The organism is Massilia sp. BKSP1R2A-1, assembly GCF_050586525.1.
Classification (GTDB): Bacteria; Pseudomonadota; Gammaproteobacteria; order Burkholderiales; family Burkholderiaceae_D; genus Telluria.
This window is the reverse complement of record NZ_JBOBRE010000008.1, coordinates 48,305-73,487: the sequence shown is the minus strand read 5'-3', so window position 1 is coordinate 73,487 and position 25,183 is coordinate 48,305. Positions and strand designations below refer to the sequence as shown.

The window sequence follows — 25,183 nt, the reverse complement described above, 5'->3', positions numbered from 1 at the left end:
GCACCACAAGCACAACAAACGGAGACAACATGACTACTACGCCAGAGCGCGCGCGGCGCTATCTGCTGTTCATTGCCGGCATGGGCGGCCTGCTGTACGGGATCGACGTCGGCATCATCGCCGGCGCCCTGCCCTACCTGGAGTCGACCGCCACCCTGGCCTGGAAGCTGAGCACCCAGCAGCTCTCCTTCATCGTGGCGGCCGTGCTGCTCGGTTCCGTGCTGTCCTCGCTGTTCGCCGGGGCCCTCGCCGACCTGGTCGGGCGGCGCTGGTGCATGGTGCTTGCGGGAGCCCTCTTCACCATCAGCATTCCGATGATCGCCCTGTCCGACGGTTACGTTCCGCTGCTGCTCGGCCGCCTGCTGCAGGGCATCAGCGGTGGCCTGATCGGCGTCGTGGTGCCGCTCTACCTGGCCGAGTCGCTGCCGGCGGACGGGCGCGGAAGGGGCGCGGCCCTGTTCCAGCTGATGCTGACCATCGGCCTGGTGGGCGCCGCCGTCATCGGCCTGTCCCAGGCCCGGGAGGTCGATGCGGTGACCCAGGCTGCCGCTTCGCTCGAACCCGCGCAGCGCAGCGCGATGGTGTTCGCGGCCCAGGACCATGCCTGGCGCACCATCTTCTGGCTCTGCCTCGCGCCGGGCGTGGTGTTCACCGTCGGCAGCCTGGCCTTGAAGGAATCGCCGCGCTGGCTGGCCCTGCGCAGCGGCGCGAAAGCGAAGGCCGTCGATGCGCCGGTCTTGGTGCGCGATTCGCTGGCCAGCCGCCGCTACGTACTGCCCTTCCTGCTGGCCTGCCTGGTGCTGGCCCTGACCCAGGCCACCGGCATCAACTCGGTGCTGGCCTATGTCGTCACCATCCTGAACCAGGCCGGCCTGCCCGGCGCCACCGCCAACACGGCCGACGTGGCCCTCAAGGTGCTCAACGCCGTAATGACCGTCGTGGCGGTGGTGCTGGTCGACCGCAAGGGCCGCAAGTTCCTCTTGAAGCTGAGCAGCGGCGCGATCGTCGTGGCGCTGGTGTCGGCCGGCCTGCTGTTCCGCGGCGCCGAAAGCACGCAAGTCGATGTGCGTCCGCTGATCGAGGCCCAGGTGCGCGACGACAGCCTGGCGCTGCGCCTGGACGAAGACCTGCTGGCCAGGCTCGGCGCGCGCGGCAGCGCACCGCAGCAGCTGACGGTCGCCTATGCCTACGGCCCCTTCACCAATGTGAAGTCCCTGCGCAGCGACGATCCCCTGCTGCCCACCGTCCTGCTCAGGCGCGAGGACGCCATCCATGAGGACAGCGTGATCGGCGCCACCCTGCGCCGCTGGCGCCTGAATCCCTTCGCCGACCCGGCAGAGGGACGCACGGCGCCCCTCGTCATCGAGCGCGCCTGGCTCGGCACGGTGCCGGCCGAAGCGCACGGCTGGCAGGTGGCGCTGGCGATCTGCCTCTTCGTGGCCGGCTTCGCGGTGGGACCGGGGGTGTGCGTGTGGCTGGCCCTGTCGGAGCTGATGCCGACCCGGATCCGCTCCAACGGCATGAGCATTGCGCTCCTCATCAACCAGTTCGTCTCGACCCTGATTGCGGCCATGTTCCTGCCCACCGTCGGCTTCTATGGCTACTCGACCGTATTCTTCGTCGGCGGCGGCTTCTCGGTGCTCTACTTCCTGACGGCGGCCTTCCTGCTGCCCGAGACCAAGGGCAAGACCCTGGAAGAGATCGAGCTGCACTTTACCGGTGCAGGCAAGCCCCAGGCGACATGAGTTTCTTTCTGCCGAGCTAGCTGGCTCCATGCCTGTTCGATAAGGTCTACCATCGCTGGTCCCCTTGATCTCCAGGAGCCAGCATGGATTCGGACAAGAACAAACCCGACGCCGTCGCACCCTCGCGCCGGCGCTTCGTCAGCACCGTCGCCACCGGTATCGCGGCCTCCGCCGCGGTCGCGCCGGCGACGGCGCAGCAGGCAGGCGCCGACATGGCCAACCAGCCGCCGCCGGGCCGCGCCCGCGAGGCGGCCAAGCGCTATCCGGCCCCGCCCTTCCCCAACCAGTCGCAACCCTGGCCGGGCCTGGCCAGCAAGATGACGCCGCGCCCGGACCACGGCGAAACCACCTACCGCGGCAGCGGACGCCTGGCGGGACGCAAGGCCCTGGTGACGGGCGGCGATTCGGGGATCGGCCGCGCCGCGGTGATCGCCTTTGCGCGCGAAGGCGCGGACGTGGCCATCAACTATCTGCCGGCGGAGGAAGCGGACGCCAGGGAGGTCGTGGAGCTGATCCGCCAGGCCGGCCGCAAGGCGGTGGCGATCCCGGGCGACATCCGCGACGAAGCCTTCTGCCGCAAGCTGGTCGACGAAGCCGTGCGCCAGCTGGGCGGGCTGGACCTGCTGGTCAACAATGCCTCGCGCCAGAAGTCCGTCGATTCGATCCTCGACATCTCGACGGCGGACTTCGACTGGACCTTCAAGACCAATGTGTATGCGATGTTCTGGATCACGAAGGCGGCGCTGCCGCACCTGAAGGCGGGCAGCTGCATCATCAACACGGCCTCGCAACAAGCCTTCGATCCCTCGGAAAACCTGGTGGACTATTCGATGACGAAGGCGGCGGAAGTGGCGCTGACGAAGTCGCTGGCCAAGCAGCTGGCGCCGAAAGGCATCCGGGTGAATGCGGTGGCGCCGGGGCCGGTGTGGACGCCCCTGCAGGTGTCGGGCGGGCAGACCCAGGAAAACCTGAAGAAGTTTGGCGGCGATACGCCGATGAAGCGACCGGGCCAGCCAGCCGAACTGGCCCTGGCATACGTCACCCTGGCGGCGGACGAATCGAGCTTTACCACCGGACACGTCTACGGCGTATCCGGTGGCAATGGTCAATAAAGGTCCCGAGACTGGCGCGCGCGGGCCGGGGCCAGCCCGCGCGCGGCGCCCCGGTTCAGCGGCGGCTGAACCAGCTCAGGCGGGCGAACAGGGAATTCAGCGAGCGGGTCGGGATGAGTTTGCCAAGCGGACCAGCGACATTGCAGCGCGAAGTGACAGTCATTTCTTTTCTCTCCGAAACATTACTTGGCACAATAACCACGTTTCAATAACTCTTCTGTGCGCTAGTTCGCATAGCGCCAGGCCTGCCGCGCGCGCCCACACACAATTGAGTCATATCATCCGCAAAGCAGGGCCGGGCCCTACCCTTGACGGGTATGCCCGCTGCCTCGCACAGCCAACCCAACAGGGAGAGATGATATGAGCTACGCAGATCGTGACAAATACGGGATGTACCGGAATACGCGCAGCACCGGGCCTGGCCCGGCGCTGATGGGCGCCGACACCCTGATCGGCGACAGCGTCGTCAACGCCGCCGAGGAAGACCTCGGCGACATCAGGGAAATCATGCTGGACATGCAGACCGGCCAGGTAGCCTACGCCGTGCTGGCCTTCGGCGGCTTCCTCGGCATCGGCGAAAAACTCTTTGCCGTGCCGTGGCAGGCGCTGCACCTCGACACCGCCAACAAGCGGATGGTGCTCAATGTCGAGAAGGAACGCCTCAAGCACGCCCCCGGCTTCGACAAGGACGCCTGGCCCGACATGAGCGACGTGAGCTGGGCCGGCGGCATCCACTCCTTCTACGGCACCGACCCCTCCCGTTCCGGGGCGCCGACCATGGGGCCGGGTTCCACCTTCAGCGGCGCGGGCAGTGGCTCGGCGATGGGCGGCGCCGTCGGTTCGAGCATGGGAGCGGGCTCGGCAGGCAGCAGCAGCGGCGCCGGCACCAGCCTCGGCACTGGCGCAGGCGGCGGCACGCTGCATGGCGATTCCTATGGTGTCAGCGGCAGCCCTGACCCGCGGCCCGGACATGAAGGTGACGACAAGGACCTGAGCCGTATCCGCGGCAGCAATATCGGCTGATCTCCTAGGGTGGGCGGTCGTCCGCCCACGCGTCCAACTGTCCGATGATTGAACACGCAACGTGTTTAATCGTCGGCTCTCTCGTGATTCATTTACCAATCGTAATGCCGGCGTAGTTTGAACGCGTGGGCGGAGACCGCCCACCCTACGAAAACCGCGATCAGCGGATCATCGATTCCCACACTTTCTGCAGGCGCTTTGCCGACACCGGCATCGGCGTCCTCAGCTCCTGCGCGAACAGCGACACGCGCAGTTCTTCCAGCATCCACCGGAATTCCGTCATGCGTGGATCGTTGTTCTTGCCCGCCTGGTTCTTCAGCGTGCGCTGGAACTGGCTGGCCGCGCTCTGCCATTCCGCCATCAGCTGCGCATCGCGCGAAGGATTGCCGCGCAGCTTCTCGAGACGCACGTTGATCGCCTTCAGGTAGCGCGGGAAGTGCGACAACTGGCTGTACTCGTTGTCCGCGATGAAACGCTTGTGGATCAGGCCCTGCAGCTGCGACTGGATGTCCGACTGCACCGCCGGCGGCAGGCTCTGGATGCGCTTCGGCATGCCGTGGAATTCGGACAGGATGGAACCCACCAGGCGCGCGATCTCGTTGATCAGCAGGCCGATGCGCCCCTTTCCCTCGTCCTTGCGCTTGTTGAACTCACCGGAGTTGATCGGCAGCGGATCCTGCAGGCAGGCGATGTCGATCGCCTTGGCGATGATCTGGTCGCGCAGGTCTTCCTGCGTGCCCACGCTCATGAACTGCATGCCCATGCCCTGCAGGCCCGGGATGTTCTTCTCCGCGAACTTGAGCTGGTCCTTCAGCTGCAGCGCGAACAGGCGGCGCAGGCCGATGCGGTGGGTGCGCGCCGCCACGTTCGGGTCGTCGAACACTTCCAGGTCGCAGTGCGTGCCCTTGTCGACCAGGGCCGGGAAGCCGATCAGGGTCAGCTTGCCCTGGGTGATCTCCAGCAGCTCCGGCAGCTCGCCGAAGCTCCAGGTGGTGAGGCCCGTGTGCTGGATCGCGCCAGCCGCGGGCGCGGGGGCTGCGGCTTGCGCAGCTGGCTTCGTGACCGGCGCATTGCCCTTGCCCCTGGCGGGTGCGGAAGGCGCCGCCGGCGCGGCAGCCTGCAGCTTCGCCGGCGCGGCCGCCGGCGTCGCTTCCGCCATCTTCTGGAAGCTCTGGCGCGCCTGTCCGCCCAGCTCCGCCTGCAGCGTCGCCAGGTTGCGGCCCATGTCGAGCTGGCGTCCGTGTTCGTCGATCACCTTGAAGTTCATGAACAGGTGGGCCGGCAGGGTCTCGAGCTTGAAGTCGGTCGTGAGCACGCGCGCGCTGGTGTGCATGTGGATGTCGGCAATCAGGGCGTCGATCAGGTCGCCGCGCGCGAAGCGCAGCGGGTCCTGGTGGCGCTCGAAGAACTTCGCCGCGTAGTCCGGCAGCGGCACGCAGTGGCGGCGCAGCTTCTGCGGCAGGGATTTCAGCAGCAGGTGCACCTTCTCCTTCAGCATGCCCGGCACCAGCCAGCCCGCGCGCTCTTGCGGAATCTGGTTCAGTGCGAACAGCGGCACGGCGAGGGTCACGCCATCGCGCGGGCTGCCCGGCTCGAAGTGGTAAGTGAGTCCCATCTCGATCCCGGTGACGTTCATCGTCTTCGGGAACAGTTCCGTGGTGACGCCGGCCGCCTCGTGGCGCATCAGCTCTTCGCGGTTCAGGAACAGCAGCTTCGGATTGTCGCGCGAGGCGTCCTTGTACCACTTCTCGAAACCCGCGCCGTTGACGACCGTGTGCGGGATCTCCTTGTCGTAGAAGGCCGCGATCAGCTGCTCGTCCACCAGCACGTCCAGGCGCCGCGATTTATGTTCGAGGTTCTCGATCTCGCGCACCAGCTTGTGGTTGTGCGCGAAGAAGGGCAAGCGGGTCTCGTAGTCGCCGGCGACCAGCGCGTCGCGGATCAGGATCTCGCGCGCCTCGACCGGGTTGTGCAGGCTGTAGTTGATGCGGCGGTTGCTGTAGACAACGATGCCGTACAGGGTCGCGCGCTCCAGCGCCGTGACTTGCGCCTGGCGTTTCTCCCAGCGCGGCTCGCCCCAGGATTTTCTCAAGAGGTGCCCGCCGATCTTTTCCACCCATTCGGGCTGGATCTGCGCGATGGTGCGCGCGTACAGGCGCGTGGTCTCGACCAGCTCGGCCGCCATCACCCAGCGTCCCGGCTTCTTGGCCAGGTAGGAACCCGGCCAGATGTGGAACTTGATGCCGCGGGCGCCCAGGAAGACCGGCTCGTCCTCGGCCTTGAAGCCGATATTGCCGAGCAGGCCGGTGAGCAGCGCCATGTGCAGCTGGTCGTAGGTCGCCGGAGCGGAATTCAGGCGCCAGCCCTGCTCGCGCGCCACGGTCAGCAGCTGCGAATGGACGTCGCGCCACTCGCGCAGGCGCAGCTGCGACAGGAAGTTGGCGCGGCAGTTTTCCTGCAGCTGGCGGTTGCTCTTCTTGTGGGCAATCGCGTCGTCGAACCAGGCCCAGATCTTGAGGTAGCTGAGGAATTCCGATTTCTCGTCCGCGAACTTCTTGTGCTTCTCGTCGGCCTGCTGCTGGTACTCGATCGGCCGGTCGCGCGGATCCTGCGTCGACAGGGCCGATGCCACGACCAGCATCTCGGTCAGGCAGTCGTTGTCGACCGCGGCCAGGATCATGCGGCCCACGCGCGGGTCGAGCGGCAGCTTGGCGAGCTTCTTGCCAAGGGGCGTGAGCGCGTTGCTGTCGTCGACCGCGCCGACTTCCTGCAGCAGCTGGTAGCCGTCGGCGATCGCGCGGCCCTGCGGCGGCTCGATGAAGGGGAAGGTCTCGACGTCGGTCAGGTGCAGCGACTTCATGCGCAGGATGACCGAGGCCAGCGAGGAACGCAGGATCTCCGGGTCCGCGAATTTCGGACGCTTGTTGAAATCGTCTTCCTCGAAGAGACGGATGCAGACGCCGTCGGCCACGCGGCCGCAACGGCCGGCGCGCTGGTTGGCCGAGGACTGCGCCACCGGCTCGATCTGCAGCTGCTCGACCTTGTTGCGGAAGCTGTAGCGCTTCACACGCGCGAGGCCCGTGTCGACCACGTAGCGGATGCCCGGCACCGTCAGCGAGGTCTCGGCGACGTTGGTCGCCAGCACGATGCGGCGCGCATTCGTGGTCTTGAAGACGCGGTCCTGTTCTTCCACCGACAGGCGCGCGAACAGGGGCAGGATGTCGACGTGCGGCGGATGGTGCTTGCGCAGCGCCTCGGCCGCGTCGCGGATCTCGCGTTCGCCCGGCAGGAAGACCAGCACGTCGCCCGAGCCGATGCGGCACAGCTCATCGACGGCGTCGACCACCGCGTCCATCAGGTCGCGCTTGTCGCGCGCGACCTGCGCCTTCGGCGCAGCTTCGCCCGGCTTCGGCTGGATCGTGACCGGATCCTTGTCCACCGGGCGGTAGCGCACCTCGACCTTGTACAGGCGGCCCGAGACCTCGATCACCGGGGCTGGTTTCTCTGCCGTGCCGAAGTGACGCGAAAACCGTTCAGCATCGATGGTCGCCGAGGTGATGATGACCTTCAGGTCCGGACGGCGCGGCAGCAGCTGCTTCAGGTAGCCGAGCAGGAAGTCGATGTTCAGGCTGCGTTCGTGCGCCTCGTCGATGATGATGGTGTCGTAGCCGCGCAGCAGTGGGTCGGTCTGGGTTTCGGCCAGCAGGATACCGTCGGTCATCAGCTTGACCGAGGCGCCCTTTTGCAGGGTGTCGTTGAAGCGCACCTTGAAGCCCACGTGCTCGCCCAGCGGCGAGCCGAGTTCCTGGGCGATGCGCTTGGCGGTGCTCGACGCTGCGATACGGCGCGGCTGGGTGTGGCCGATCAGGCCCGCCTGTCCGCGGCCCAGCTCCAGGCAGATCTTCGGCAGCTGCGTGGTTTTACCCGAACCCGTTTCGCCCGAGACGATGACGACCTGGTTTTCCGCAATCGCCTTCGCGATCTCGGCGCGCCGGCTTGATACCGGCAGGTCTTCGGGGAAGGTGATGGGCGGGAGCGGATTCCGGAAGGGCGGGGTCCGGACCTCCGCAGTACGCGGTTCGCCGCGCGGCGTACGCGCGCCGCGCGCCTCTCCCTCCTGGCGCGGCTTGCGCTGCTCAGGTGCGGAAGGATTGGTGGAAGCGGCGCGCGCCGTGTGCGGCGAAGGCTTGTTACTCTGTTCAGACATTGATTTTTACAAGGTATTTGGTGCGCACATCGCGCAGCGAATTATAATGCGGCAAATGGAAAACCCTACCCAATTCGTCCAGTGGCTGCGCTCTGTCGCGCCGTATATTCATGCCTTTGGCGGCAAGACTTTCGTGGTCGCCTTCCCGGGCGAACTGGTCACCTCCGGCGCCCTGCCGGTGCTGGCCCAGGACTTGTCCCTGCTGCTCGGCCTCGGCATCCGCCTGGTGCTGGTGCACGGCTCGCGTCCGCAAGTAGCCGAGCAGCTCGAACTGCGTAACGTGGAGGGCCGCTTCCATAACGGTATCCGGATCACCGATTCCGCCGCGCTCGAATGCGCGAAGGAAGCGGCGGGCGAATTGCGTCTCGACATCGAAGCCGCCTTCAGCCAGGGCCTGCCGAACACCCCGATGTCGAACGCCCAGATCAGCATCGTGTCGGGCAACTTCGTCGTCGCCCGCCCCCTCGGCGTGATCGACGGCGTCGACTTCGAACTCACCGGCGTCACCCGCAAGATCGTCGCCGAGAAAATCCAGCCGATGCTGCAGACCGAGGACACCCTGGTGCTGCTTTCCCCGCTGGGCTTCTCGCCCACCGGCGAGATCTTCAACCTGACGATGGAAGACGTCGCCGCCTCGGCCGCGATCGCCCTGCACGCCGACAAGCTGATCTTCATCACCGAGACCCCGATGATGCAGGACGCCGCCGGCGCCGAGATCCGCGAACTGTCCTCGCACCAGGCCGAAGCCGTGCTGCAGGCTGGGTTCCTGCCGGCCGACGCCGCGTTCTACCTGCAGCACGCCATCAAGGCCTGCAACAGCGGCGTGGACCGCGCCCACATCGTGCCGTTCGAGATGGACGGCTCGGCCCTGCTCGAACTGTTCACCCACGACGGCGTCGGCACCATGATCTCGCACGAGAACCTGGAAAGCCTGCGCCAGGCCACAATTGAGGACGTCGGCGGAATTATCAAGCTCATCGAGCCGCTGGAAGCCGACGGCACCCTAGTGTATCGCGGCCGCGAGCTCATCGAGCGCGAAATCGACCAGTTCTCGGTCATCGACCACGACGGCGTGATCTTCGGCTGCGCGGCCCTGTATCCCTTCCCGGAGTCGAAGATGGGCGAGATGGCCTGCCTGACGGTGAGCCCGGACGCCCAGACCCAGGGCGACGGCGAGCGCATCCTCAAGCACATGGAAAACCGCGCCAGGGCCGCCGGCCTCACCAAGCTCTTCGTCTTGACGACCCGCACGGCGCACTGGTTCAAGAAGCGCGGCTTCGTGCCGGCCACCGTGGACGACCTGCCCAAGGATCGCCAGCACATGTATAACTGGCAGCGCCGATCACAGGTCTTGATCAAGACTCTATAATGGCGGTCTGACCCTCGTAGGGTGGACGGGTTCCCCGTCCGCGCGTTCAACGCACGTTCGCTCCGTGGCAACGTCATTGTTCGTTGAACGCGTGGGCAGAATCTGCCCACGCTACGACAAGCGCTCACCGCTTAACCATTAACAGGATTACAGGAGTACACCATGGCCCGCACCGTCCAATGCATCAAACTGAACAAGGAAGCCGAAGGACTGGACTTCCCGCCGGTTCCAGGCGAAATGGGCAAGAAGCTCTACCAGTCGGTCTCGAAAGAGGCATGGCAGGCGTGGCTGAAGCACCAGACCATGCTGATCAACGAAAACCGCCTGAACCTGGCGGACGACCGCGCACGCAAGTACCTGGCGACCCAGATGGAGCGTCATTTCTTTGGTGACGGCGCCGCCGACCAGGCGCAGGGCTACGTGCCGCCGGCGGCGTAAGGCTGCCGCAGGGTGGCCGGCTGTGCCGGCCACCTGTCAATGCATCACATCTTCACGCACTGGCGCAAGTCGCAGCGCGCCGTGAACACCTTCCCACGCATCGCCCCTTCCTCGCAGCGCATCCGGTAGACCTCGACCGGCCCGGCCTCGGTCATCAGGCCGGCGCCCTGCCCACCCGTGCACCCCTGCTCTTTCGCCATCTTCTCGACGGTGGCCGACGACACCCCGGTGCGGAAGGGCACGCGCTCGATCGTCGTGCCGTTCGGATCCTGCAAGCCGGGGGCAGCCGGCTTCACGACGGCGACGGGACGGCGCACCGGTTCCGGCTTGCCCTTGAACAGCGAACAGCCGCCCAGCATGACGGCCACCACCAGTACCAGCGCGCGTTTCATCTATCCTTCTCCGGTCAGAAAGTCAGGGTCTTGACGCCTTCAGGGGTGCCCAGCAGGCAGACGTTGGCGCCGGACTTGGCGAACAGGCCGACGGCGATCACGCCGACGATCTGGTTGATCTTCTCTTCCAGGCCGACCGGATCGGTAATCGACAGGCCGACCACGTCGATGATCTCGCCGCCGTTGTCGGTGATGAAGGCCTCGTCGCTGCCAGCTTTGGTGCGCAGGCGCGGCTCGCCGCCCAGGGCCGCCAGCTGGCGCATGACGGATGCGCGCGCCATCGGGATCACTTCGACCGGCAGCGGGAACTTGCCGAGGGTCTCGACCAGCTTCGAGCCGTCCGCGATGCAGACGAATTTCTTCGACACCGAGGCCACGATCTTCTCGCGGGTCAGCGCGGCGCCGCCGCCCTTGATCATGGCGCCGGTATCGGTGATCTCGTCGGCGCCGTCGATGTAGACCGCCATCGAGCTGACCTCGTTCAGGTCGAACACCGGGATGCCGTGGCCGCGCAGGCGCGCCGCGGTGGCTTCCGAGGAGGCGACGGTGCCCTTGATGCGGTCCTTGATCTTGGCCAGCTCGTCGATGAAGAAGTTGGCCGTCGAGCCGGTGCCGACGCCGATGATCTCTCCGTCCACCACGTAATCGATGGCGGCGCGGGCTACGGCTTGCTTGAGTTCGTCCTGGGTCATGATGCGAAAGGTAAGAGTGAAAAGGAATGCGCCATTTTAACGGATCGCGCCATTCGCCCCCCGAAATCGACCGTTCGTCGCACCAGATCGCCAGTCGATGCAACATGCATTGCCAAGGTGTCATCCGCACCGCACACTGCAATTTTCAAGGCTATCCAGAAAGTACGATGAAACTCTTCACGAAGAAGCGCGTGGCCATCGCGGCCGCGGTAGTCGTGGTCGGCGGCGCGGCCGCCGCGTGGCTGGCGCCGAAAGGCCCGCCGAAGGTGCCTCCCTCGAAATACCGCACCGCGGTGGTCGACACGGGCGCCATCAACCAGACCGTCACCGCGACCGGCACCATCAACCCGGTGGCGCTGGTGAACGTCGGCTCCCAGGTATCCGGCACCGTGGTCGAGCTGAACGCCGACTTCAACGACCGCGTCACCAAGGGCCAGGTGCTGCTGAAACTCGACCCGACCATCTTCAATGCCCAGATCCGCCAGGCCGAGGCCAGCCGGGCGTCCGCCATGGCCAACCTGAAGCTGGGCGAGGCCAACTACGCGCGCAACCAGCAGCTGGTGGCCCAGAACTTCGTCTCCAGCACGGCGCTGGACCAGTCGCGCCGCGAGATGGACGTCGCCCGCGCCAACGTGCAGCTAGCGCAAGCCCAGCTCGATCGCGCCAGGGCGGACCTGAACAACAGCGTAATCCGCTCGCCGATCGACGGCGTGATCATCAAGCGCACCATCGACCTGGGCCAGACCGTGGCGGCCTCGTTCAACACGCCGAACCTGTTCCAGATCGCGCGCGACCTGACCAAGATGCAGATCGACACCAGCGTGTCGGAAGCCGACGTCGGGGCGCTGAAGGACGGGCTGCCGGCGCGCTTCGTGGTCGATGCCTACCCGGACCGCGAATTCCACGCCACCATGCGCCAGTTCCGCCTGGCGGCCAACGTGGTGCAGAACGTCGTCACCTACAACGTCGTGCTCGACGTCGACAACAAGGACGAGATGCTCAAGCCCGGCATGACGGCCCAGGTGCGCCTGGTGGTGGCGAACCGCCCGAACGTGCTGCGCATCCCGACCACCGCCCTGCGCTTCCAGCTGCCCGAGGAAGAACAGGAAAAGCTGCGCAAGAAGGAAAAGGAAAGCGGCGTGAAGCAGGTGGCCCTCACGCCTGCCGCGGCGCCGGACGACGACCTGGCCTTCCGCAGCGCCGCCGAGACCGCGCGCATGTTCAAGGTCTATCGCCTCGACGCGCAGAACCAGCCGCAGCCCGTCGACATCCGCGTCGGCCTGTCCAACTTCCGCTACACGGAAGTGGTGTCCGGCAGCCTGAAGGCCGGCGACAAGGTCGTCACGCGCACCCTGGCGGAGCCCAGGAACGAATGATGAGCGCCTCCCTGATCGATATCCGCGGCGTCACCAAGACTTACCTGAGCGGCAGCGTCGAGACCCATGTCCTGCACGGGATCGACCTGCAGGTGGCGCGCGGCGATTTCGTGTCCATCATGGGCCAGTCGGGCTCGGGCAAGTCGACCCTGATGAACATCCTCGGCTGCCTCGACCAGGCCACGGGCGGCGCCTATCTGCTGGGTGGGACCGACACGCGCTCGCTGTCGCGCGCCCAGCTGGCCGACATCCGCAACCGCAGCATCGGCTTCGTGTTCCAGAGCTTTAACCTCATCAAGCGCATGAGCGTGGCCGAGAACGTGGCGCTGCCGCTGATCTACGCCGGCGCCAGCCGCGGCAAGGCGCATGCGCGCGCCCTGCAGGAACTCGAGCGCGTCGGCCTGGGCGGCCTGGCCAAGCGCACGCCGAGCCAGCTCTCGGGCGGCCAGCAGCAGCGCGTGGCGATCGCCCGCGCCCTGGCCACCGATCCGCCCCTGCTGCTGGCCGACGAACCGACCGGCAACCTCGACACCCAGACCAGCGACGACATCATGAACAGCTTCCGCCAGCTGAACAAGGAGCTCGGCATCACCATCGTCCTCGTCACCCACGAGGCCGATGTCGCCGCCTACAGCCAGCGCCTGGTGCGCCTGAAGGACGGCCGCGTGCTGTACGACGGCCCGTCCGCGGAAGGACTGCGCCAGCTCGCGGCCAGTCACGCGGAGGCGCCGGCATGAACTTCATCCAGATCCTGGTCGAGTCCTTCCGCTCGATGGCGGCCAACCGCCTGCGCACCGCGCTGACCATGCTCGGCATCGTCATCGGCATCGCCTCGGTGGTGCTGCTGCTGGCGATCGGCGACAGCATGCAGCGCTTCATCGGCAAGGAGCTGCAGGCGCTCGGCACCAATATGCTCTACGTGTTCCCGGGCGGCGACCGCACCACCGAGCGCCGCGCGCGCGCCGGCGCGATCCAGTCGATCACCATGTCCGATGCGGAGGCCCTGAACCGCCTTCCGAGCCTGGTCGGCGCGGCCCCGGCCCTGCAGGGAAGCTTCAAGCTCACCTCCGGCAACGAGACGGCGAACAGCACCGTGCACGGCGTCACGCCGGCCATGTTCAAGATCCGCAACTGGAAGCTCGACCAGGGCGACAGTTTCAGCGAGGCCGACATGCGCGCGTCGGCGCGCATGGTGGTGATCGGGCAGAAGGTGGCCGACCAGTTCTTCTACCGGACCGACCCGCTGGGCCGCACCATCCGCATCGAGAACGTCGCCTTCACGGTGATCGGCGTGCTGGCGGGCGAAGGCAAGCAGATCGACGGCGGGAATATCGCCGACATGGTGCTGGTGCCGGGCACCGCGGCCAGCGCGCACCTGATCCGCACGCCCTTCCCGCAGAACGCCCATTACATCGCGGCGCAGGGCAAGCCGGGACTGTCGCTGGACGAAGCGGTCGAGGACATCAAGGAAACCCTGCGTGTCCGCCACCGCATCCGCCCCGGCGATCCGGACGATTTCCGGGTCGAGAACATCGCCTCCTTCGCGGAGACCGCCAACAAGATCAGCGCCGGCGTCGCCCTGCTGCTCGGCCTGATCGGCGCCATCTCGCTGCTGGTGGGCGGCATCGGCATCATGAACATCATGCTGGTGTCGGTCACCGAGCGCACCCGCGAGATCGGCATCCGCATGGCGATCGGCGCCCGCCCCGGCCACATCCTGATGCAGTTCCTGGCCGAGTCGGTCGTGATCTGCATCGCCGGCGGCCTGGTGGGCGTGGCGATCGCCGCGCTGGGTGCGGCGGCGATCACCTCGACCGGCCAGTTCGACGTCTTCCTGAGCTTGCAGGGCGTGGTCGTCGCATGCGGCTTCTCGACCGCGGTGGGGATGTTCTTCGGTTTCTATCCTGCGCGCCGGGCCTCGCGCCTGCTGCCTGTGGACTGCCTGCGCTATGAGTGAGCACATCGTACTGCGGCGCGCCTGCAGCGCCGACATCCCCGCGATGTCGGCGATCAGGCTGTCCGTCACCGAGAACGTGCTGTCCGACCCGGGCCGCGTCACCCTGCAGATGTACGAGGACTACCTCGACAGGGATGGACGTGGCTGGGTGGCGGAAATCGACGGCGAGATCGCCGGTTTCGGCTACGCCGACCGCCACGAAGCCTCGATCTGGGCCCTCTTCATCAGTCCCCGATTCGAAGGCCGGGGACTGGGAAAGGCCCTGCTCGACCTGGCCGTCACGTGGCTGTTCGGGCAAGGGCACGAGCGCATCACGCTCGGCACCACGCCCGGCACACGGGCGGAGCGCTTCTACGCCGCGCAAGGCTGGACCCGGATGCCGGGGAACGGCCGCGAGGTCGAATTCGTGCTCGCGCGATCCCAACGATAATACGGACCACAGGGACGAATTTCAGCATGAGAACTTTCGCATGGCGCCTTGTCGCAGCAGCGCTACCCGGCATGCTCGCCGCCTTCCCCATCTCCGGCGCCTTCGCCCAGGAGGCGGCGGCGGGAGCGGTCAAGGAGCTTTCCCCGGTCACGATCCATCGCACCAAGAATCCGGGAGACCTACAGTACAGCTATTTTTTGAGTGGCTGGAAGTTCCTCCTCTCTACCCTCCCCCCCGAGCCCCGTGTACTCGACGCCCGTTTGCGGCTGTCTTTCACCGAGCTTTCGGGCCCCGCACGGGACGACTATCTCCCCACCTCCTGGGCCGTTGCCATCGTCGGGGACACGCTCGACCAGGCCATCGAGGTGGAGCGCGGAGGATATTTCGTACTGCCCGAACTGGAACAGGCCGTCAGGGAAAAGGCGACCATCATGTTCAATGCCCGGACGCGCAAGGAATACATCAACACGGCATGGAAATTCCGGATAGGCGCAGGGCAGACGCTTTCCTACGCGGACTTCGCGAAAGCCTTCGACGAGGTGGCCGGCGTCCAGAAGAGGATTCCCTGGTACAAGGCCAGCCTGCACGACGAGAAGGTCGCCCGTTTCGACAGCCTGAAAGCCTGCTTCCACCCGGGTGAAGGCCGCATCGAGATCGATGGGCGGCCTGCCGACACGATCAAGGCAGGGTCATGCCAGGTGCTGAAGTTCGATCCTGCGCTCGCGCGCACCGGCAGGCCGGAGATCGCCTTCGTGGGACCGCTCGACATCGTCACGCTGTGGGACGAGCGCAGTGCAGGCAAGTGAAGGTCAGGCCGCGTCAATCCGCAAGGCGTAGCAGCCGTAGGTGGGAAAGCGCGCCAGTACGAAGGCCGTGTCCGGGCGGTCGAACAGGATTGCCAGGTCGTCGATCGCTGCACCGGGATTGCTCAGGCGTGCATCGACGATGCGTTCCTCGCGCGAGTAGGCGCGCAGGACGAAACTGCTGCCCAGGTAGGGGCGCTCGCCGCCGAGTGGCAAGGCGTCGGGCGGCGACCCGGCCTGGGGCGATGCCGAGACGAACACCGGGCCATATTCCCTGTAGGGCCCGGCGACCGTGAAGGGGCAGTAGCTGGCCAGCAGGATTGCCTCGCCAGACCTTGCCCGCCGCAGGCAGTCGCGTAGGGGTTCGCCGCCGCTGGCGATATGGCGTTCCACCGGCTGTCCCAGGTCGTCCAGGCCGGCCCGGACACGCAGAAGGTATTCGGGCGGGAGCGGTGCGATACGCAGCGACGCGGGCAGGACGGCTGAGGATACGGGAGCATTCATGTCGGTGGCCTTTCAGGTGAAAGCCCGATGATGCCGGGCGGCGCCAGGCGCCGCACCCCGGTTCTTGCTGCCGAACTCCGGGCCTGCCCTTGCCCGCTAGTAGACCGAACCGCCGGGCTGCGTCGAACTCAGTACACCCTGCACCGCCGAAACCGCATAGTTGGTGGTGGAGCCATAGCCGGCCCAGTTATTCAGGTCGAAGGTGCCGGCGCCGGACAGGCGCTGCACGCCGAGGTTACGGTAGGTGAGCGGCGTCTTCGGCGCGCAGACCTGGGGCAGGCCGACGGTCTGCAGGAAGTAGACCGAGCCCAGGCCGACGCGCTGGGCCTGGCCGTTCTCGACCAGCAGCGCCGTCTCCACGTCCACACCCAGGCCGCGCGCCGTGCCGCTCCAGCCATCCTGGACGATGCGTCCCAGGAAGGCGACCAGGCGGCCGATGCGGTCGCGCGTGTCGAGGTGCGAATCCGTGATCACCCGGCCCATGGTGGGCAGGGTGAGGAAGTCGCGTCCCAGCGTGACGTTCCTGTTGTAGGGGTTGGCCAGTGCCTCGGGCGAGGTCACCGACTGGTTCTCGCCGGTATAGATGAACTGTCCCATCACCGCCAGGCCGGCGCTGGTGCCGCCAATCGGAATGTTGCGGTTGGCCAGCTCCTGCAGCGCCGTGTCGAGCGGGGTGTCCTTCCAGTTGCGCATGTAGTCGCTCTGGTCGCCGCCCGCGATGAACACGGCTTCGGCATTGCGCACACGCTCCAGCACGAAGGGGTCGCCCGCCGCGACGCGGCTCGGAATGATCAGGGTCTCGACCGAACGCACCCCGCCCATATCGTAGATATAAGGATTGTAGGCATCCGTGCCGGTCGCGCGGATCACGACGAAGTTGCCGCCGCCCGACTTCTGGATCATCCATTTGAAAGCGGCGTCGACGTCCGGTCCGCCGCCCATCAGGACCAGTGAGGGATAGGCGGGCTTGGGAAGAACGACGTTGCTGCCGTCGCCGGTGACGAAGTGCTGGTAGGGCTTGCCCGCGAGGGCGGCGTGCGAAGCGCCGAATGCGAGGGTGAACAGGGCGATGCGGGAGAGCCGCGAGAAAAACGAGGTGTTCATGAGACCCTTTCAGATGAGAAAGCGGAAACCCATTCTCGCACCGAAAACGAAGCGCCCACAAGCGGCCGATCGCTCAATCGCGCCGGATCAACCGTGCTGCATACGAACGTCGTGCGCCAGTCCGCTCACGTCGCTTGGTCGCGCGCCTGTGCGAGCCGCCAGCGCAGCAGGCCCGAGGCGTACACCAGGTAGTAGCCGGCGACCACGCCCATGATGCCCATCGTCAACGGGCTGCTGCCGAAGGATGGCGTCTGCTGCGGGCCGAGGGTCGCCATCTCGAAGATGCGGTACAGGACGCGGACGATGAAGATCATCGCGACCAGCATGCCGATCGGGGCATAGGGCGTGTAGAAGTAAGCGTCGCCGACCCTCTCGAAACCGGAGCGGCGCAAGGCATGCCAGCCGAGCGCGCCGCCCGCCGCCACGCCGCCGATCAGGCTCGCCAGCGCCGGCGGGTGCGCGGCCATGAAGAAGCCCATTGCCAGCAGCGCCAGAGGCAGGAAGGTCACGCCGAACCAGTGGCGCCACAGGCGCGATTGCTGGCGTACCGTCAGGCGCTGCACCCGCTTGTAGATGCGCCACAGGATGAGTGGCGACATGGCGAGCATGATCATATGGGACTGGGTCATGGATACCTTCGGTGCGGTGAGTCGAGGAGGCGGCGCCTTGCAGGCGGCAAATTTATTGCCTCATCTTAAATGAATTGTCTTGAATTGTCGTCATCATCCGGCCGGCCTCGACGGGCTGGGTCGCCGTTGAACTTGTCGCAAATTTGTATCCCAAGGGCAACTTCCACCATGCATGGGGGAAGCCATTCCCGGCAGCTCAACACAGGGAAAAACGCTTTTAGAATGCGGACAAGCCGGCGCCGCGGAGTCCATCCCCATGCCGGTTCCATCGCGGGACGTCCCGCCGTTTACCCGCCCAGGAAACCATCGTGCAAGCCAATCCAAGCAACCGTCCCACCTCTCCCCGGCTTGATACCGCACCGGCATGCCGGCGCCGCCTCCTGATCGTCGACGACGACGTCGGCACCGCCACCGTGCTGGCCATGACGATGAGCGAGTACGGGCACAGCGTCGAAGTGGCCTACAACGGCACCGACGCGCTGGCCGCCGCCGAGCGCTTCCGTCCGGACGTGGTCTTCCTCGATCTCGTCATGCCCGGCATGAGCGGCTTCGAGGTCGTGCGCGCCCTGCGCGCCCTCCCCGGCCTGTCGAACGTCCTGATCGCCGCCCTGACCGGCTGGAACGACCAGGTGACCCGGATGGCCGTCGTGGAGGCGGGCTTCGACCGCCACCTGGTCAAGCCGCCCTACCTGGCCGAGATCTTCGACGTCCTCGCTTGCGCGGCGCAAGGCGGTGGCGCGGTCACCCGATAGGGGGAGCGTATTTTTCCGAAGACCCTCAAGGGCCGTATCACCGCCGCCGTGACGGTGCTGGTCGCCGCGGCCTGCGTGCTGGTGGCCGCCGTGGCGCTCGACATTGCCTACCGCGGGATGCGCGAGTCGACCGGGCGGCAGCAGTACGCCTTGCTGGCCGGCGCCGCCGCCCATCTCGAGTCCGAACTGGACACCAGGCGCACGCTGCTGCGCACGCTCGCCGAAGAGCTGGCGGCGCAGCCGGAGCGCGCCGGCCTGCACGAGGTGCTGGCGCGGCATCCGGGCCTGCGCAGCGCCTTTGCCGACCTGACCCTCATGGACGCCGAGGGACGCGTGCTCGCCAGCCAGGGCGGCGGGCGCCTGGAGGGCGCGCGCTTCGCCGCCGCCTGCTTCCAGAAGCCCCTGCACAACGGACGCGGCCCGGTGTCGGAACCGGTCGCGGACAGTGAGACCGGGGGGCCATTCGTCCTCATGACCGAGCCCGCGCTGGACGCGGCCGGCCGGGTCGCCTTCGTACTATGCGCCGGCATCGACCTGCGCGACTCGTCCTTCTTCGCCCGGCTTGCGCGCCTGCGCCCGGACGCCACCGGCCACCTGTTCGCCTTCACGCGCGGTGGCGTCAACCTGTATCACCGCGACCGCAGCCGCCTGCTGCACGGCGTCGAGGACGAGGCGGTGCTGGAGGGCTCGGTCCGCTCCGCGCTGCGCGGCTGGGAAGGCTGGGCCGAAGGCCGGGACCGCGATGGCGCGCAGGCGCTCGTCACTTACAAGCAGGTGCGCGGCGTGGACTGGGTGCTCGGCTCCGTCTTCCCCGCCGACGAGGCTTTCGCCGGCATCGCCAAGGCGCGCCGCTATGCCTGGATCTGTGCCCTCGGCATCGCCCTGCTTGCGGGCGCCATCGGCTGGGCCGCCATGCTGGTGCTGCTCGATCCGCTGCGCGTCCTGCGCCGCCACGTGCATGCGGTGGAGCGCGAAGAAGCCAGGATCGAGGTGCTGGACCTGGGCCGGGACGACGAGATCGGCGCCCTCGGCCGGGCCTTCCACTCGCTGTCGCTCAAGCGCCAGCTCGCCGAGCAGCAGCTCAAGGAGCTGTGCCTCACCGACCCGCTCACTGGCCTCGGCAACCGCCGCCAGTTCGACCACGACGTTGCCCTGCTGGCCGGGCAGGCCGCGCGCTACCGCTTCGGCATGGCGATCGCTTTCCTGGACGTCGACTGCTTCAAGGCCATCAACGACAGCTACGGCCATGCGGCCGGCGACGCCGTGCTGCGCGAGTTCGGCCGGCGCCTGCGCGGCCTCACCCGCCCCACCGACCGCAGCTATCGCCTGGCGGGCGACGAATTCGTGATCGTGTCGGAACGGCTCGAGACGGCCGAGAATGCGCGCCGCTTCGCCGCCAAGATCCTGCGCGCGATCCGCCGGCCCTTCGACTTCGAGGGCGTGCCCCTGGCCGTCACCACCAGCATCGGCATCGCGGTATCGCGCTTTCCCGTGCCGGCGGTCGGCGAGCTGCTGCAGCACGCGGATGCGGCGCTGTACCGCACCAAGCGCGCCGGGCGCGACGGCTACACGGTGAAGGAACTCTCGACGCCGCAGGCAGCCAGCACTACCGAGGTGGCGCTGCGCTACCGCCCGGCGGTCCAGTAGGCCGCGCGGCGCGCCAGGGGGCCGTGCAGGTGGCTGCGGCTGCCGGGATCGTCGAGGAAGGAAGCGAGCACGCGCTCGTACAGCGCCAGGCTGTCGCGGTAGCGGCCCTGGCGCATGGCGCCCGGTTTGCGCAGGAATTTCAATACAAAATAGTCGGCCAGCAGGTCGCCCTGGGCTTCCATATTGTAGTCGGCGAGGGTTGCGTCTTCACGCAGCGTGTAGGCATAGGACAGCCCGATGCGCACGGCGCCGCGCAGGCGCACCGGATAGCCCAGCTGGTGCTGCCACACGTGCACCATCTCGTGCATGAACCAGTGGATCGCGCCGGGGTCGCCGCGCGTGTAGTCGGGGAGGAAACAGGAACGGTGGAAGTACATGCTGCCGTTCGGCGTCATGCAGCAGTTCTTCGGCTGGAAGGGCATATAGCGGCGGCCGTGGATACGGACGCGCCGGTAGTCGATGGCGTCGCCGAAGAGCAGCGACGCCATCGCGATCTCGTTCTCCGTCAAGGGACGGGAACGAGGGCGTTTCTCGACGCTGTTATGCAGCACGCAGCGCGGAAGCCGCTTTCGCCAGTTCGGTGATGCCGGCCCAGTCGCCCGCAAGCATCAGGTCCTTCGGCGTGAGCCAGGAGCCGCCCACGCAGGCCACGTTCTTACAGGCCAGGAACTTCGGCGCGGTCTCGATCGAGATGCCGCCGGTCGGGCAGAAGGTCACGTCCGGCAGCGGACCGGCGATGGCATTGAGCATGCCGACGCCGCCCGCAGGCACCGCCGGGAACAGCTTCAGTTGCTTGAAACCGTGCTCGCGCGCGGACATCACTTCGGACGGGGTCATCACGCCCGGCAGCAGCGGCAGGCCGCTCTTCTTCGCCGCTTCGATCATGGTCGCGGTCAGGCCCGGCGAGACGCCGAACACGGCGCCCGCATCGCGCGAGGCTGCGAACTCGTGCGGCTGGGTCAGCGTGCCGACGCCGACGATGGCGCCTTCGACCTGGCTCATGTCACGGATGGCCTGCAGGCCGTGCTCGGTGCGCAGCGTGACTTCCAGCACGCGGATCCCGCCCGCCACCAGGGCCTTCGCCAGCGGAACGGCGTGGCTTGGGTCGTCGATGGCGATGACGGGGATGACGCTCGCCGAGCGCATGATTTCAAGTAAGGTCATTTCTGGGTCCTAAAAAGAAAGTCTTCGTCCGAACCTGGCTGCCCTTCTTCGACGTGGGCGCCTTCGTGCAGCGGTACGGTGGTTTCAATCGGGGAAGGCAGCGGGAACGTCGCCGCGCCCTCCTCCGCCGGGCTGGAATGGGTGCGGAACATCGCGAACAGCTCGCGGCCCATGCCGATGTGGCTCTTGGACAGGTCGGCGGTGGCCATGCTGCGCGCCGCCCATACTTCGCCAGGGACCAGGGCGTCGAGTTCGCCGGTGGTGGCGTTCACGCGGATCAGGTCACCGTCGCGCACCAGGCCGAGCGGGCCGCCGGCCAGGATCTCGGGCGAGACGTGGATCGCCGCCGGCACCTTGCCGGACGCGCCCGACATGCGGCCGTCGGTCACCATCGCGACCTTGAAGCCGGCGTCCTGCAGGTTCGACAGGGCCGGGGTCAGGGCGTGCAGCTCCGGCATGCCGTTGGCGCGCGGACCCTGGAAGCGGATCACGGCCACGAAGTCGCGATTCAGCTCGCCGGCCTTGTAGCGCCCCATGAAGTCTTCCTGCGAGTCGAAGGTGATGGCCGGCGCCTCGATCACGTGGTAGTCGGATTTCACCGCCGAGATCTTCATCACGGCGCGGCCCAGGTTGCCCTGCACCAGCACCATGCCGCCGTTGTTGGCGAAGGGGTTGCCGGCCGGGCGCAGCACGGCTTCGTCGCCCGACTGTTCGGGCACGTCGCGCCACACCACCTTGCCGTCCTCGCCCAGGAAGGGTTCCTTGCAGTGGGCGCGCAGGCCGTGGCCGAGGATGGTGTTGACGTCTTCGTGCGCCAGGCCCGCGTCGAGCAGCTCGCGGATGACGAAGCCCGGGCCGCCGGCGGCCTGGAAGTGGTTCACGTCGGCTTCACCGTTCGGATAGATGCGGGTGAGCGACGGCACCACCTTCGACAGCTCGTCGAAGTCGTTCCAGTCGATCACGATGCCCGCGGCGCGCGCGATCGCCACCAGGTGCAGGGTGTGGTTGGTCGAGCCGCCGGTCGCGTGCAGCGCGACGATGGCGTTGACGATGCTCTTCTCGTCCACGATGCGGCCGATCGGCATGTATTCTCCGCCCTGCTGCGAGATCTTCACGGCCTGCTGGGATGCGGCCTTGGTGAGCGCGTCGCGCAGCGGGGTGCCCGGGGTGATGAAGGCGGAACCCGGCATGTGCAGGCCCATCATCTCCATCAGCATCTGGTTGCTGTTGGCGGTGCCGTAGAAGGTACAGGTGCCGGCGCCGTGGTAGGACTTCGATTCGCCCTCGAGCAGCTCGTCGCGGGTGGCTTCGCCCTTGGCATAGCGCTGGCGGATGGCCGCCTTTTCCTTGTTCGAGATCCCGGTGGTCATCGGGCCGCCTGGCACGAAGATGCCCGGGATGTGTCCGAAGTGCAGCGCGCCGATGAGCAGGCCCGGCACGATCTTGTCGCAGATGCCGAGGTAGAGCGCCGAGTCGAACATATTATGGGACATCGCCACGGCGGTCGCCATCGCGATGGTGTCGCGCGAAAACAGCGACAGCTCCATGCCCGGCTGGCCCTGGGTCACGCCGTCGCACATGGCCGGCACGCCGCCCGCGAACTGGGCGACCGCGTCGACTTCGCGCACGGCTTCCTTGATCACCTGCGGGAAGTACTCGAATGGCTGGTGGGCCGACAGCATGTCGTTGTAGGACGAGACGATGGCGACCGAGGGCTTCTTGTATTCCTTGAGTTTCAGCTTGTCGTTGGCCGGGAAGGCGGCGAAGCCGTGCGCCAGGTTGGTGCACGAAAGCGCGCCGCGCTGCACACCCTGGATGCGGGCGGCTTCGAGGTGGGCGAGGTAGGCCGCGCGCGAGGGGCGGCTTCGCTTGATGATCCGGTTCGTTACCTGTTCGACTACGGGGTGCAGCGCCATGATCGTTCCTTCTTGAATTTGGTATCTGAAATTTTACTACAGATTTAAAACCAGCGCAGAAAGCGCAATTTCCCTATCACGGCTGAATGAACGCATCCGCAGTCGGGATTTCGCGCAATGACGCCCCTTGGCAATCGGCTACATTTTTATGTAGTGAATTTACGCTGGCTTCCTGTATTATTCGATAATCTGCACTTGACAATATTGTTTCTTCAACACCGACCCCATGCGCACGCCCTCCCTTACCAGCACCGCAAGCTTCCAAGCCCTCGAAAACCATGCCGCCCAGGCGGAAGACTGGGAAATGCGCAGCCTCTTCGCTGCCGATCCCCAGCGCTTCGAGAAACTCTCGGTCGAGGCCGCGGGGCTCTTCCTAGACTATTCAAAAAATCGCCTCGACGGGCGCACGCTTGAACTGCTGGCAGAGCTGGCGCGCGAGCGCGGCGTGGAGGCGCGCCGCGACGCGATGTTCGCGGGCGAGCGCATCAACAATACCGAGAACCGCGCCGTCCTGCACACCGCCCTGCGCGCGCCGCGCGGCAGCAAACTGGTGGTCGACGGCCAGGATGTGAATGCCGATGTGCACGCGGTGCTCGACCGCATCCGGACCTTCACCGACGCCGTGCGCAGCGGCGAATGGCTCGGCCACACCGGCAAGCCGATCACCGACATCGTGAACATCGGCATCGGCGGCTCCGACCTCGGCCCGAAGATGGTCGTGCTGGCTTTGCGCCACTACACCCACCCGCGATTGACAATGCACTTCGTCTCCAACGTCGACGGCCACGACATGGACGCAGCACTGTCCCAGGTCGATCCGGAAACCACGCTCTTCATCGTCGCCTCCAAGACCTTCACCACGGCCGAGACCATGATGAACGCGCAGACCGCGCGCAGCTGGTTCCTCGAGCGTGCGCCTGAAGAAGCGCTGGCGAAGCACTTCGTCGCCGTCTCGACCAATACGGAGGCGATCAAGGCCTTCGGCATCGACCCGGCCAATATGTTCCCCTTCTGGGACTGGGTCGGCGGCCGCTACTCGGTGTGGTCGGCGATCGGCCTGTCGGTGGCGCTGGCAGTGGGTTTTGGCTACTTCAGCGATTTCCTGGCCGGCGCCCATACCCTGGACGAGCACTTCCGCACCGCGCCGATCGAGCAGAACATGCCGATGCTGCTCGCCCTGGTCGGCTTCTGGAACCGCGAGTTCCTGGACGCGCATTCGGTCACCATCGCGCCCTACCACCAGGACCTGAACCGCTTCCCGGCCTATCTGCAGCAGCTCGACATGGAGAGCAACGGCAAGTGCGTCACCCGCGAGGGCGAGCCGGTCGATACCCCGACCTGCCCGGCGATCTGGGGCGAACCCGGCACCAATGGCCAGCACGCCTACTTCCAGCTGCTGCACCAGGGCACCGACCTGACCCCGATCGATTTCATCGCCGCCCTGCGCCCCGCGCACGAGATGGAGAACCACCATACCGCCCTGCTGGCCAACTGCTTCGCCCAGTCGGAAGCCTTCATGAAGGGCAAGACGATCGACGAGGTACGCGCCGACCTGCAGGCCCAGGGCCTGCCGCTTGACGAAATCGAGCGCCTGGCGCCGCACAAGACCTTCCCGGGCAACCGCCCGAGCAACACCATCCTGATGGAACGCCTGACGCCGAGCACCCTCGGCGCCCTGATCGCGCTGTACGAGCACAAGACCTTCGTGCAGGGCGTGATCTGGAATGTCAACAGTTTCGACCAGTGGGGCGTTGAGCTGGGCAAGGTGCTGGCGAAGAAGATCGAAGCCGAACTGGCGGGCGAGCCAGCCCCGGCAAACCACGACAGCTCCACCAACGGCCTGATCGCCCGCGCCAAGGCCGCGTTCTGAACTAATCCATTTACTTACATGGCAACGGAAAAATTCGAGGTGGTACACGACGC

General features: G+C 66.6%; 22 protein-coding genes. 13 read left to right on the top strand and 9 right to left on the bottom strand.

Features of this window, described 5'->3' with window-relative positions; genetic code table 11:
• The first annotated feature begins 29 nt into the window (after positions 1 to 29).
• The 3 genes from ACQ7JA_RS13865 (at position 30) to ACQ7JA_RS13855 (ending at position 3,880) form a co-directional block, all read left to right on the top strand.
• Complete coding sequence (locus ACQ7JA_RS13865; RefSeq protein ID WP_430898623.1) at positions 30 to 1,745, top strand: MFS transporter; 1,716 nt, start codon at positions 30 to 32, stop codon at positions 1,743 to 1,745.
• A gap of 83 nt (positions 1,746 to 1,828) precedes the next feature.
• Positions 1,829 to 2,857: an SDR family oxidoreductase gene (locus ACQ7JA_RS13860; protein WP_430898621.1), complete on the top strand. Its 1,029-nt coding sequence runs from the start codon at positions 1,829 to 1,831 to the stop codon at positions 2,855 to 2,857.
• A gap of 360 nt (positions 2,858 to 3,217) precedes the next feature.
• Entirely contained in the window at positions 3,218 to 3,880 is a 663-nt protein-coding gene (locus ACQ7JA_RS13855; RefSeq protein ID WP_430898619.1) for a PRC-barrel domain-containing protein, read from the top strand.
• A gap of 160 nt (positions 3,881 to 4,040) precedes the next feature.
• Here the strand turns inward: ACQ7JA_RS13855 and hrpA are convergent, their stop codons facing one another.
• Positions 4,041 to 8,087, bottom strand: coding sequence for an ATP-dependent RNA helicase HrpA (gene hrpA, locus ACQ7JA_RS13850; RefSeq protein WP_430898617.1), 4,047 nt, complete (start codon positions 8,085 to 8,087; stop codon positions 4,041 to 4,043).
• 55 nt (positions 8,088 to 8,142) lie between these two features.
• On the opposite strand from hrpA, the gene argA reads away from it, so the two are divergent.
• Positions 8,143 to 9,456, top strand: a complete 1,314-nt coding sequence (gene argA / locus ACQ7JA_RS13845; RefSeq protein WP_258826079.1) for an amino-acid N-acetyltransferase — start codon at positions 8,143 to 8,145, stop codon at positions 9,454 to 9,456.
• 162 nt (positions 9,457 to 9,618) lie between these two features.
• Positions 9,619 to 9,894: an oxidative damage protection protein gene (locus ACQ7JA_RS13840; RefSeq protein ID WP_027864371.1), complete on the top strand. Its 276-nt coding sequence runs from the start codon at positions 9,619 to 9,621 to the stop codon at positions 9,892 to 9,894.
• A gap of 44 nt (positions 9,895 to 9,938) precedes the next feature.
• Here the strand turns inward: ACQ7JA_RS13840 and ACQ7JA_RS13835 are convergent, their stop codons facing one another.
• Positions 9,939 to 10,286: a hypothetical protein gene (locus tag ACQ7JA_RS13835; RefSeq protein ID WP_430898614.1), complete on the bottom strand. Its 348-nt coding sequence runs from the start codon at positions 10,284 to 10,286 to the stop codon at positions 9,939 to 9,941.
• Between the two features lie 14 nt (positions 10,287 to 10,300).
• Complete coding sequence (rpiA, locus tag ACQ7JA_RS13830) at positions 10,301 to 10,978, bottom strand: ribose-5-phosphate isomerase RpiA (RefSeq protein WP_430898612.1); 678 nt, start codon at positions 10,976 to 10,978, stop codon at positions 10,301 to 10,303.
• Positions 10,979 to 11,145: 167 nt separating this feature from the next.
• Here rpiA and ACQ7JA_RS13825 point away from each other — a divergent pair, with 167 nt between their 5' ends.
• The 5 genes from ACQ7JA_RS13825 (at position 11,146) to ACQ7JA_RS13805 (ending at position 15,547) form a co-directional block, all read left to right on the top strand.
• A complete protein-coding gene (locus tag ACQ7JA_RS13825) occupies positions 11,146 to 12,354 on the top strand; it encodes an efflux RND transporter periplasmic adaptor subunit (protein WP_430898610.1) in 1,209 nt (402 codons plus the stop codon).
• Entirely contained in the window at positions 12,354 to 13,091 is a 738-nt protein-coding gene (locus ACQ7JA_RS13820) for an ABC transporter ATP-binding protein (protein ID WP_430898608.1), read from the top strand. The genes ACQ7JA_RS13825 and ACQ7JA_RS13820 overlap by 1 nt, the downstream gene beginning before the upstream one ends.
• Entirely contained in the window at positions 13,088 to 14,311 is a 1,224-nt protein-coding gene (locus ACQ7JA_RS13815) for an ABC transporter permease (RefSeq protein WP_430898606.1), read from the top strand. Before ACQ7JA_RS13820 ends, ACQ7JA_RS13815 begins: the two co-directional genes overlap by 4 nt.
• A complete protein-coding gene (locus ACQ7JA_RS13810) occupies positions 14,304 to 14,741 on the top strand; it encodes a GNAT family N-acetyltransferase (protein WP_430898604.1) in 438 nt (145 codons plus the stop codon). The genes ACQ7JA_RS13815 and ACQ7JA_RS13810 overlap by 8 nt, the downstream gene beginning before the upstream one ends.
• 71 nt (positions 14,742 to 14,812) lie before the next feature.
• On the top strand, positions 14,813 to 15,547 hold the full coding sequence (locus ACQ7JA_RS13805; RefSeq protein WP_430898602.1) for a hypothetical protein: 735 nt from the start codon (positions 14,813 to 14,815) through the stop codon (positions 15,545 to 15,547).
• 3 nt (positions 15,548 to 15,550) lie between these two features.
• Here ACQ7JA_RS13805 and ACQ7JA_RS13800 read toward each other — a convergent pair whose 3' ends face one another.
• The 3 genes from ACQ7JA_RS13800 to ACQ7JA_RS13790 form a co-directional block, all read right to left on the bottom strand.
• The gene (locus tag ACQ7JA_RS13800; RefSeq protein WP_430898600.1) at positions 15,551 to 16,048 is read right to left on the bottom strand and encodes a DUF1203 domain-containing protein; all 498 of its coding nucleotides are present in this window, start codon (positions 16,046 to 16,048) and stop codon (positions 15,551 to 15,553) included.
• Between the two features lie 96 nt (positions 16,049 to 16,144).
• Complete coding sequence (locus tag ACQ7JA_RS13795; RefSeq protein WP_430898598.1) at positions 16,145 to 17,152, bottom strand: cyanophycinase; 1,008 nt, start codon at positions 17,150 to 17,152, stop codon at positions 16,145 to 16,147.
• 125 nt (positions 17,153 to 17,277) lie between these two features.
• Positions 17,278 to 17,781, bottom strand: coding sequence for a hypothetical protein (locus ACQ7JA_RS13790; protein ID WP_430898596.1), 504 nt, complete (start codon positions 17,779 to 17,781; stop codon positions 17,278 to 17,280).
• A 308-nt stretch (positions 17,782 to 18,089) separates the two neighbouring features.
• Here ACQ7JA_RS13790 and ACQ7JA_RS13785 point away from each other — a divergent pair, with 308 nt between their 5' ends.
• Together ACQ7JA_RS13785 and ACQ7JA_RS13780 are read left to right on the top strand one after the other, a co-directional pair.
• The gene (locus ACQ7JA_RS13785; RefSeq protein WP_430898594.1) at positions 18,090 to 18,533 is read left to right on the top strand and encodes a response regulator; all 444 of its coding nucleotides are present in this window, start codon (positions 18,090 to 18,092) and stop codon (positions 18,531 to 18,533) included.
• Positions 18,534 to 18,581: 48 nt separating this feature from the next.
• A complete protein-coding gene (locus tag ACQ7JA_RS13780; protein WP_430898592.1) occupies positions 18,582 to 20,180 on the top strand; it encodes a diguanylate cyclase domain-containing protein in 1,599 nt (532 codons plus the stop codon).
• On the opposite strand, the gene ACQ7JA_RS13775 is transcribed toward ACQ7JA_RS13780, so the two are convergent.
• From ACQ7JA_RS13775 to edd, 3 genes are read right to left on the bottom strand one after another with little or no spacing between them, the layout of a single operon-like run.
• Complete coding sequence (locus ACQ7JA_RS13775) at positions 20,159 to 20,668, bottom strand: Rhs element Vgr protein (RefSeq protein WP_430898590.1); 510 nt, start codon at positions 20,666 to 20,668, stop codon at positions 20,159 to 20,161. The two genes, ACQ7JA_RS13780 and ACQ7JA_RS13775, sit on opposite strands and share 22 nt — an antisense overlap.
• A gap of 52 nt (positions 20,669 to 20,720) precedes the next feature.
• On the bottom strand, positions 20,721 to 21,344 hold the full coding sequence (gene eda, locus ACQ7JA_RS13770; RefSeq protein WP_430898588.1) for a bifunctional 4-hydroxy-2-oxoglutarate aldolase/2-dehydro-3-deoxy-phosphogluconate aldolase: 624 nt from the start codon (positions 21,342 to 21,344) through the stop codon (positions 20,721 to 20,723).
• Positions 21,341 to 23,260: a phosphogluconate dehydratase gene (gene edd, locus ACQ7JA_RS13765; protein WP_430898586.1), complete on the bottom strand. Its 1,920-nt coding sequence runs from the start codon at positions 23,258 to 23,260 to the stop codon at positions 21,341 to 21,343. Before edd ends, eda begins: the two co-directional genes overlap by 4 nt.
• A gap of 226 nt (positions 23,261 to 23,486) precedes the next feature.
• On the opposite strand from edd, the gene pgi reads away from it, so the two are divergent.
• Positions 23,487 to 25,130: a glucose-6-phosphate isomerase gene (gene pgi, locus ACQ7JA_RS13760; RefSeq protein WP_430898584.1), complete on the top strand. Its 1,644-nt coding sequence runs from the start codon at positions 23,487 to 23,489 to the stop codon at positions 25,128 to 25,130.
• Positions 25,131 to 25,183: the final 53 nt, after the last annotated feature.

Bases quoted from the DNA above. Each gene is read 5' to 3' on its own strand.
- ACQ7JA_RS13810 (WP_430898604.1), top strand. From the start codon at position 14,304: ATGAGTGAGCACATCGTACTGCGGCGCGCCTGCAGCGCCGACATCCCC.
- ACQ7JA_RS13800 (WP_430898600.1), bottom strand. From the start codon at position 16,048: ATGAATGCTCCCGTATCCTCAGCCGTCCTGCCCGCGTCGCTGCGTATC.
- ACQ7JA_RS13855 (WP_430898619.1), top strand. From the start codon at position 3,218: ATGAGCTACGCAGATCGTGACAAATACGGGATGTACCGGAATACGCGC.
- ACQ7JA_RS13865 (WP_430898623.1), top strand. From the start codon at position 30: ATGACTACTACGCCAGAGCGCGCGCGGCGCTATCTGCTGTTCATTGCC.
- hrpA (WP_430898617.1), bottom strand. From the start codon at position 8,087: ATGTCTGAACAGAGTAACAAGCCTTCGCCGCACACGGCGCGCGCCGCT.
- pgi (WP_430898584.1), top strand. From the start codon at position 23,487: ATGCGCACGCCCTCCCTTACCAGCACCGCAAGCTTCCAAGCCCTCGAA.
- ACQ7JA_RS13805 (WP_430898602.1), top strand. From the start codon at position 14,813: ATGCTCGCCGCCTTCCCCATCTCCGGCGCCTTCGCCCAGGAGGCGGCG.
- argA (WP_258826079.1), top strand. From the start codon at position 8,143: ATGGAAAACCCTACCCAATTCGTCCAGTGGCTGCGCTCTGTCGCGCCG.
- edd (WP_430898586.1), bottom strand. From the start codon at position 23,260: ATGGCGCTGCACCCCGTAGTCGAACAGGTAACGAACCGGATCATCAAG.
- ACQ7JA_RS13795 (WP_430898598.1), bottom strand. From the start codon at position 17,152: ATGAACACCTCGTTTTTCTCGCGGCTCTCCCGCATCGCCCTGTTCACC.
- ACQ7JA_RS13835 (WP_430898614.1), bottom strand. From the start codon at position 10,286: ATGAAACGCGCGCTGGTACTGGTGGTGGCCGTCATGCTGGGCGGCTGT.
- ACQ7JA_RS13860 (WP_430898621.1), top strand. From the start codon at position 1,829: ATGGATTCGGACAAGAACAAACCCGACGCCGTCGCACCCTCGCGCCGG.
- rpiA (WP_430898612.1), bottom strand. From the start codon at position 10,978: ATGACCCAGGACGAACTCAAGCAAGCCGTAGCCCGCGCCGCCATCGAT.
- ACQ7JA_RS13775 (WP_430898590.1), bottom strand. From the start codon at position 20,668: ATGGCGTCGCTGCTCTTCGGCGACGCCATCGACTACCGGCGCGTCCGT.
- ACQ7JA_RS13790 (WP_430898596.1), bottom strand. From the start codon at position 17,781: ATGACCCAGTCCCATATGATCATGCTCGCCATGTCGCCACTCATCCTG.
- ACQ7JA_RS13820 (WP_430898608.1), top strand. From the start codon at position 12,354: ATGAGCGCCTCCCTGATCGATATCCGCGGCGTCACCAAGACTTACCTG.
- ACQ7JA_RS13840 (WP_027864371.1), top strand. From the start codon at position 9,619: ATGGCCCGCACCGTCCAATGCATCAAACTGAACAAGGAAGCCGAAGGA.
- eda (WP_430898588.1), bottom strand. From the start codon at position 21,344: ATGACCTTACTTGAAATCATGCGCTCGGCGAGCGTCATCCCCGTCATC.
- ACQ7JA_RS13815 (WP_430898606.1), top strand. From the start codon at position 13,088: ATGAACTTCATCCAGATCCTGGTCGAGTCCTTCCGCTCGATGGCGGCC.
- ACQ7JA_RS13825 (WP_430898610.1), top strand. From the start codon at position 11,146: ATGAAACTCTTCACGAAGAAGCGCGTGGCCATCGCGGCCGCGGTAGTC.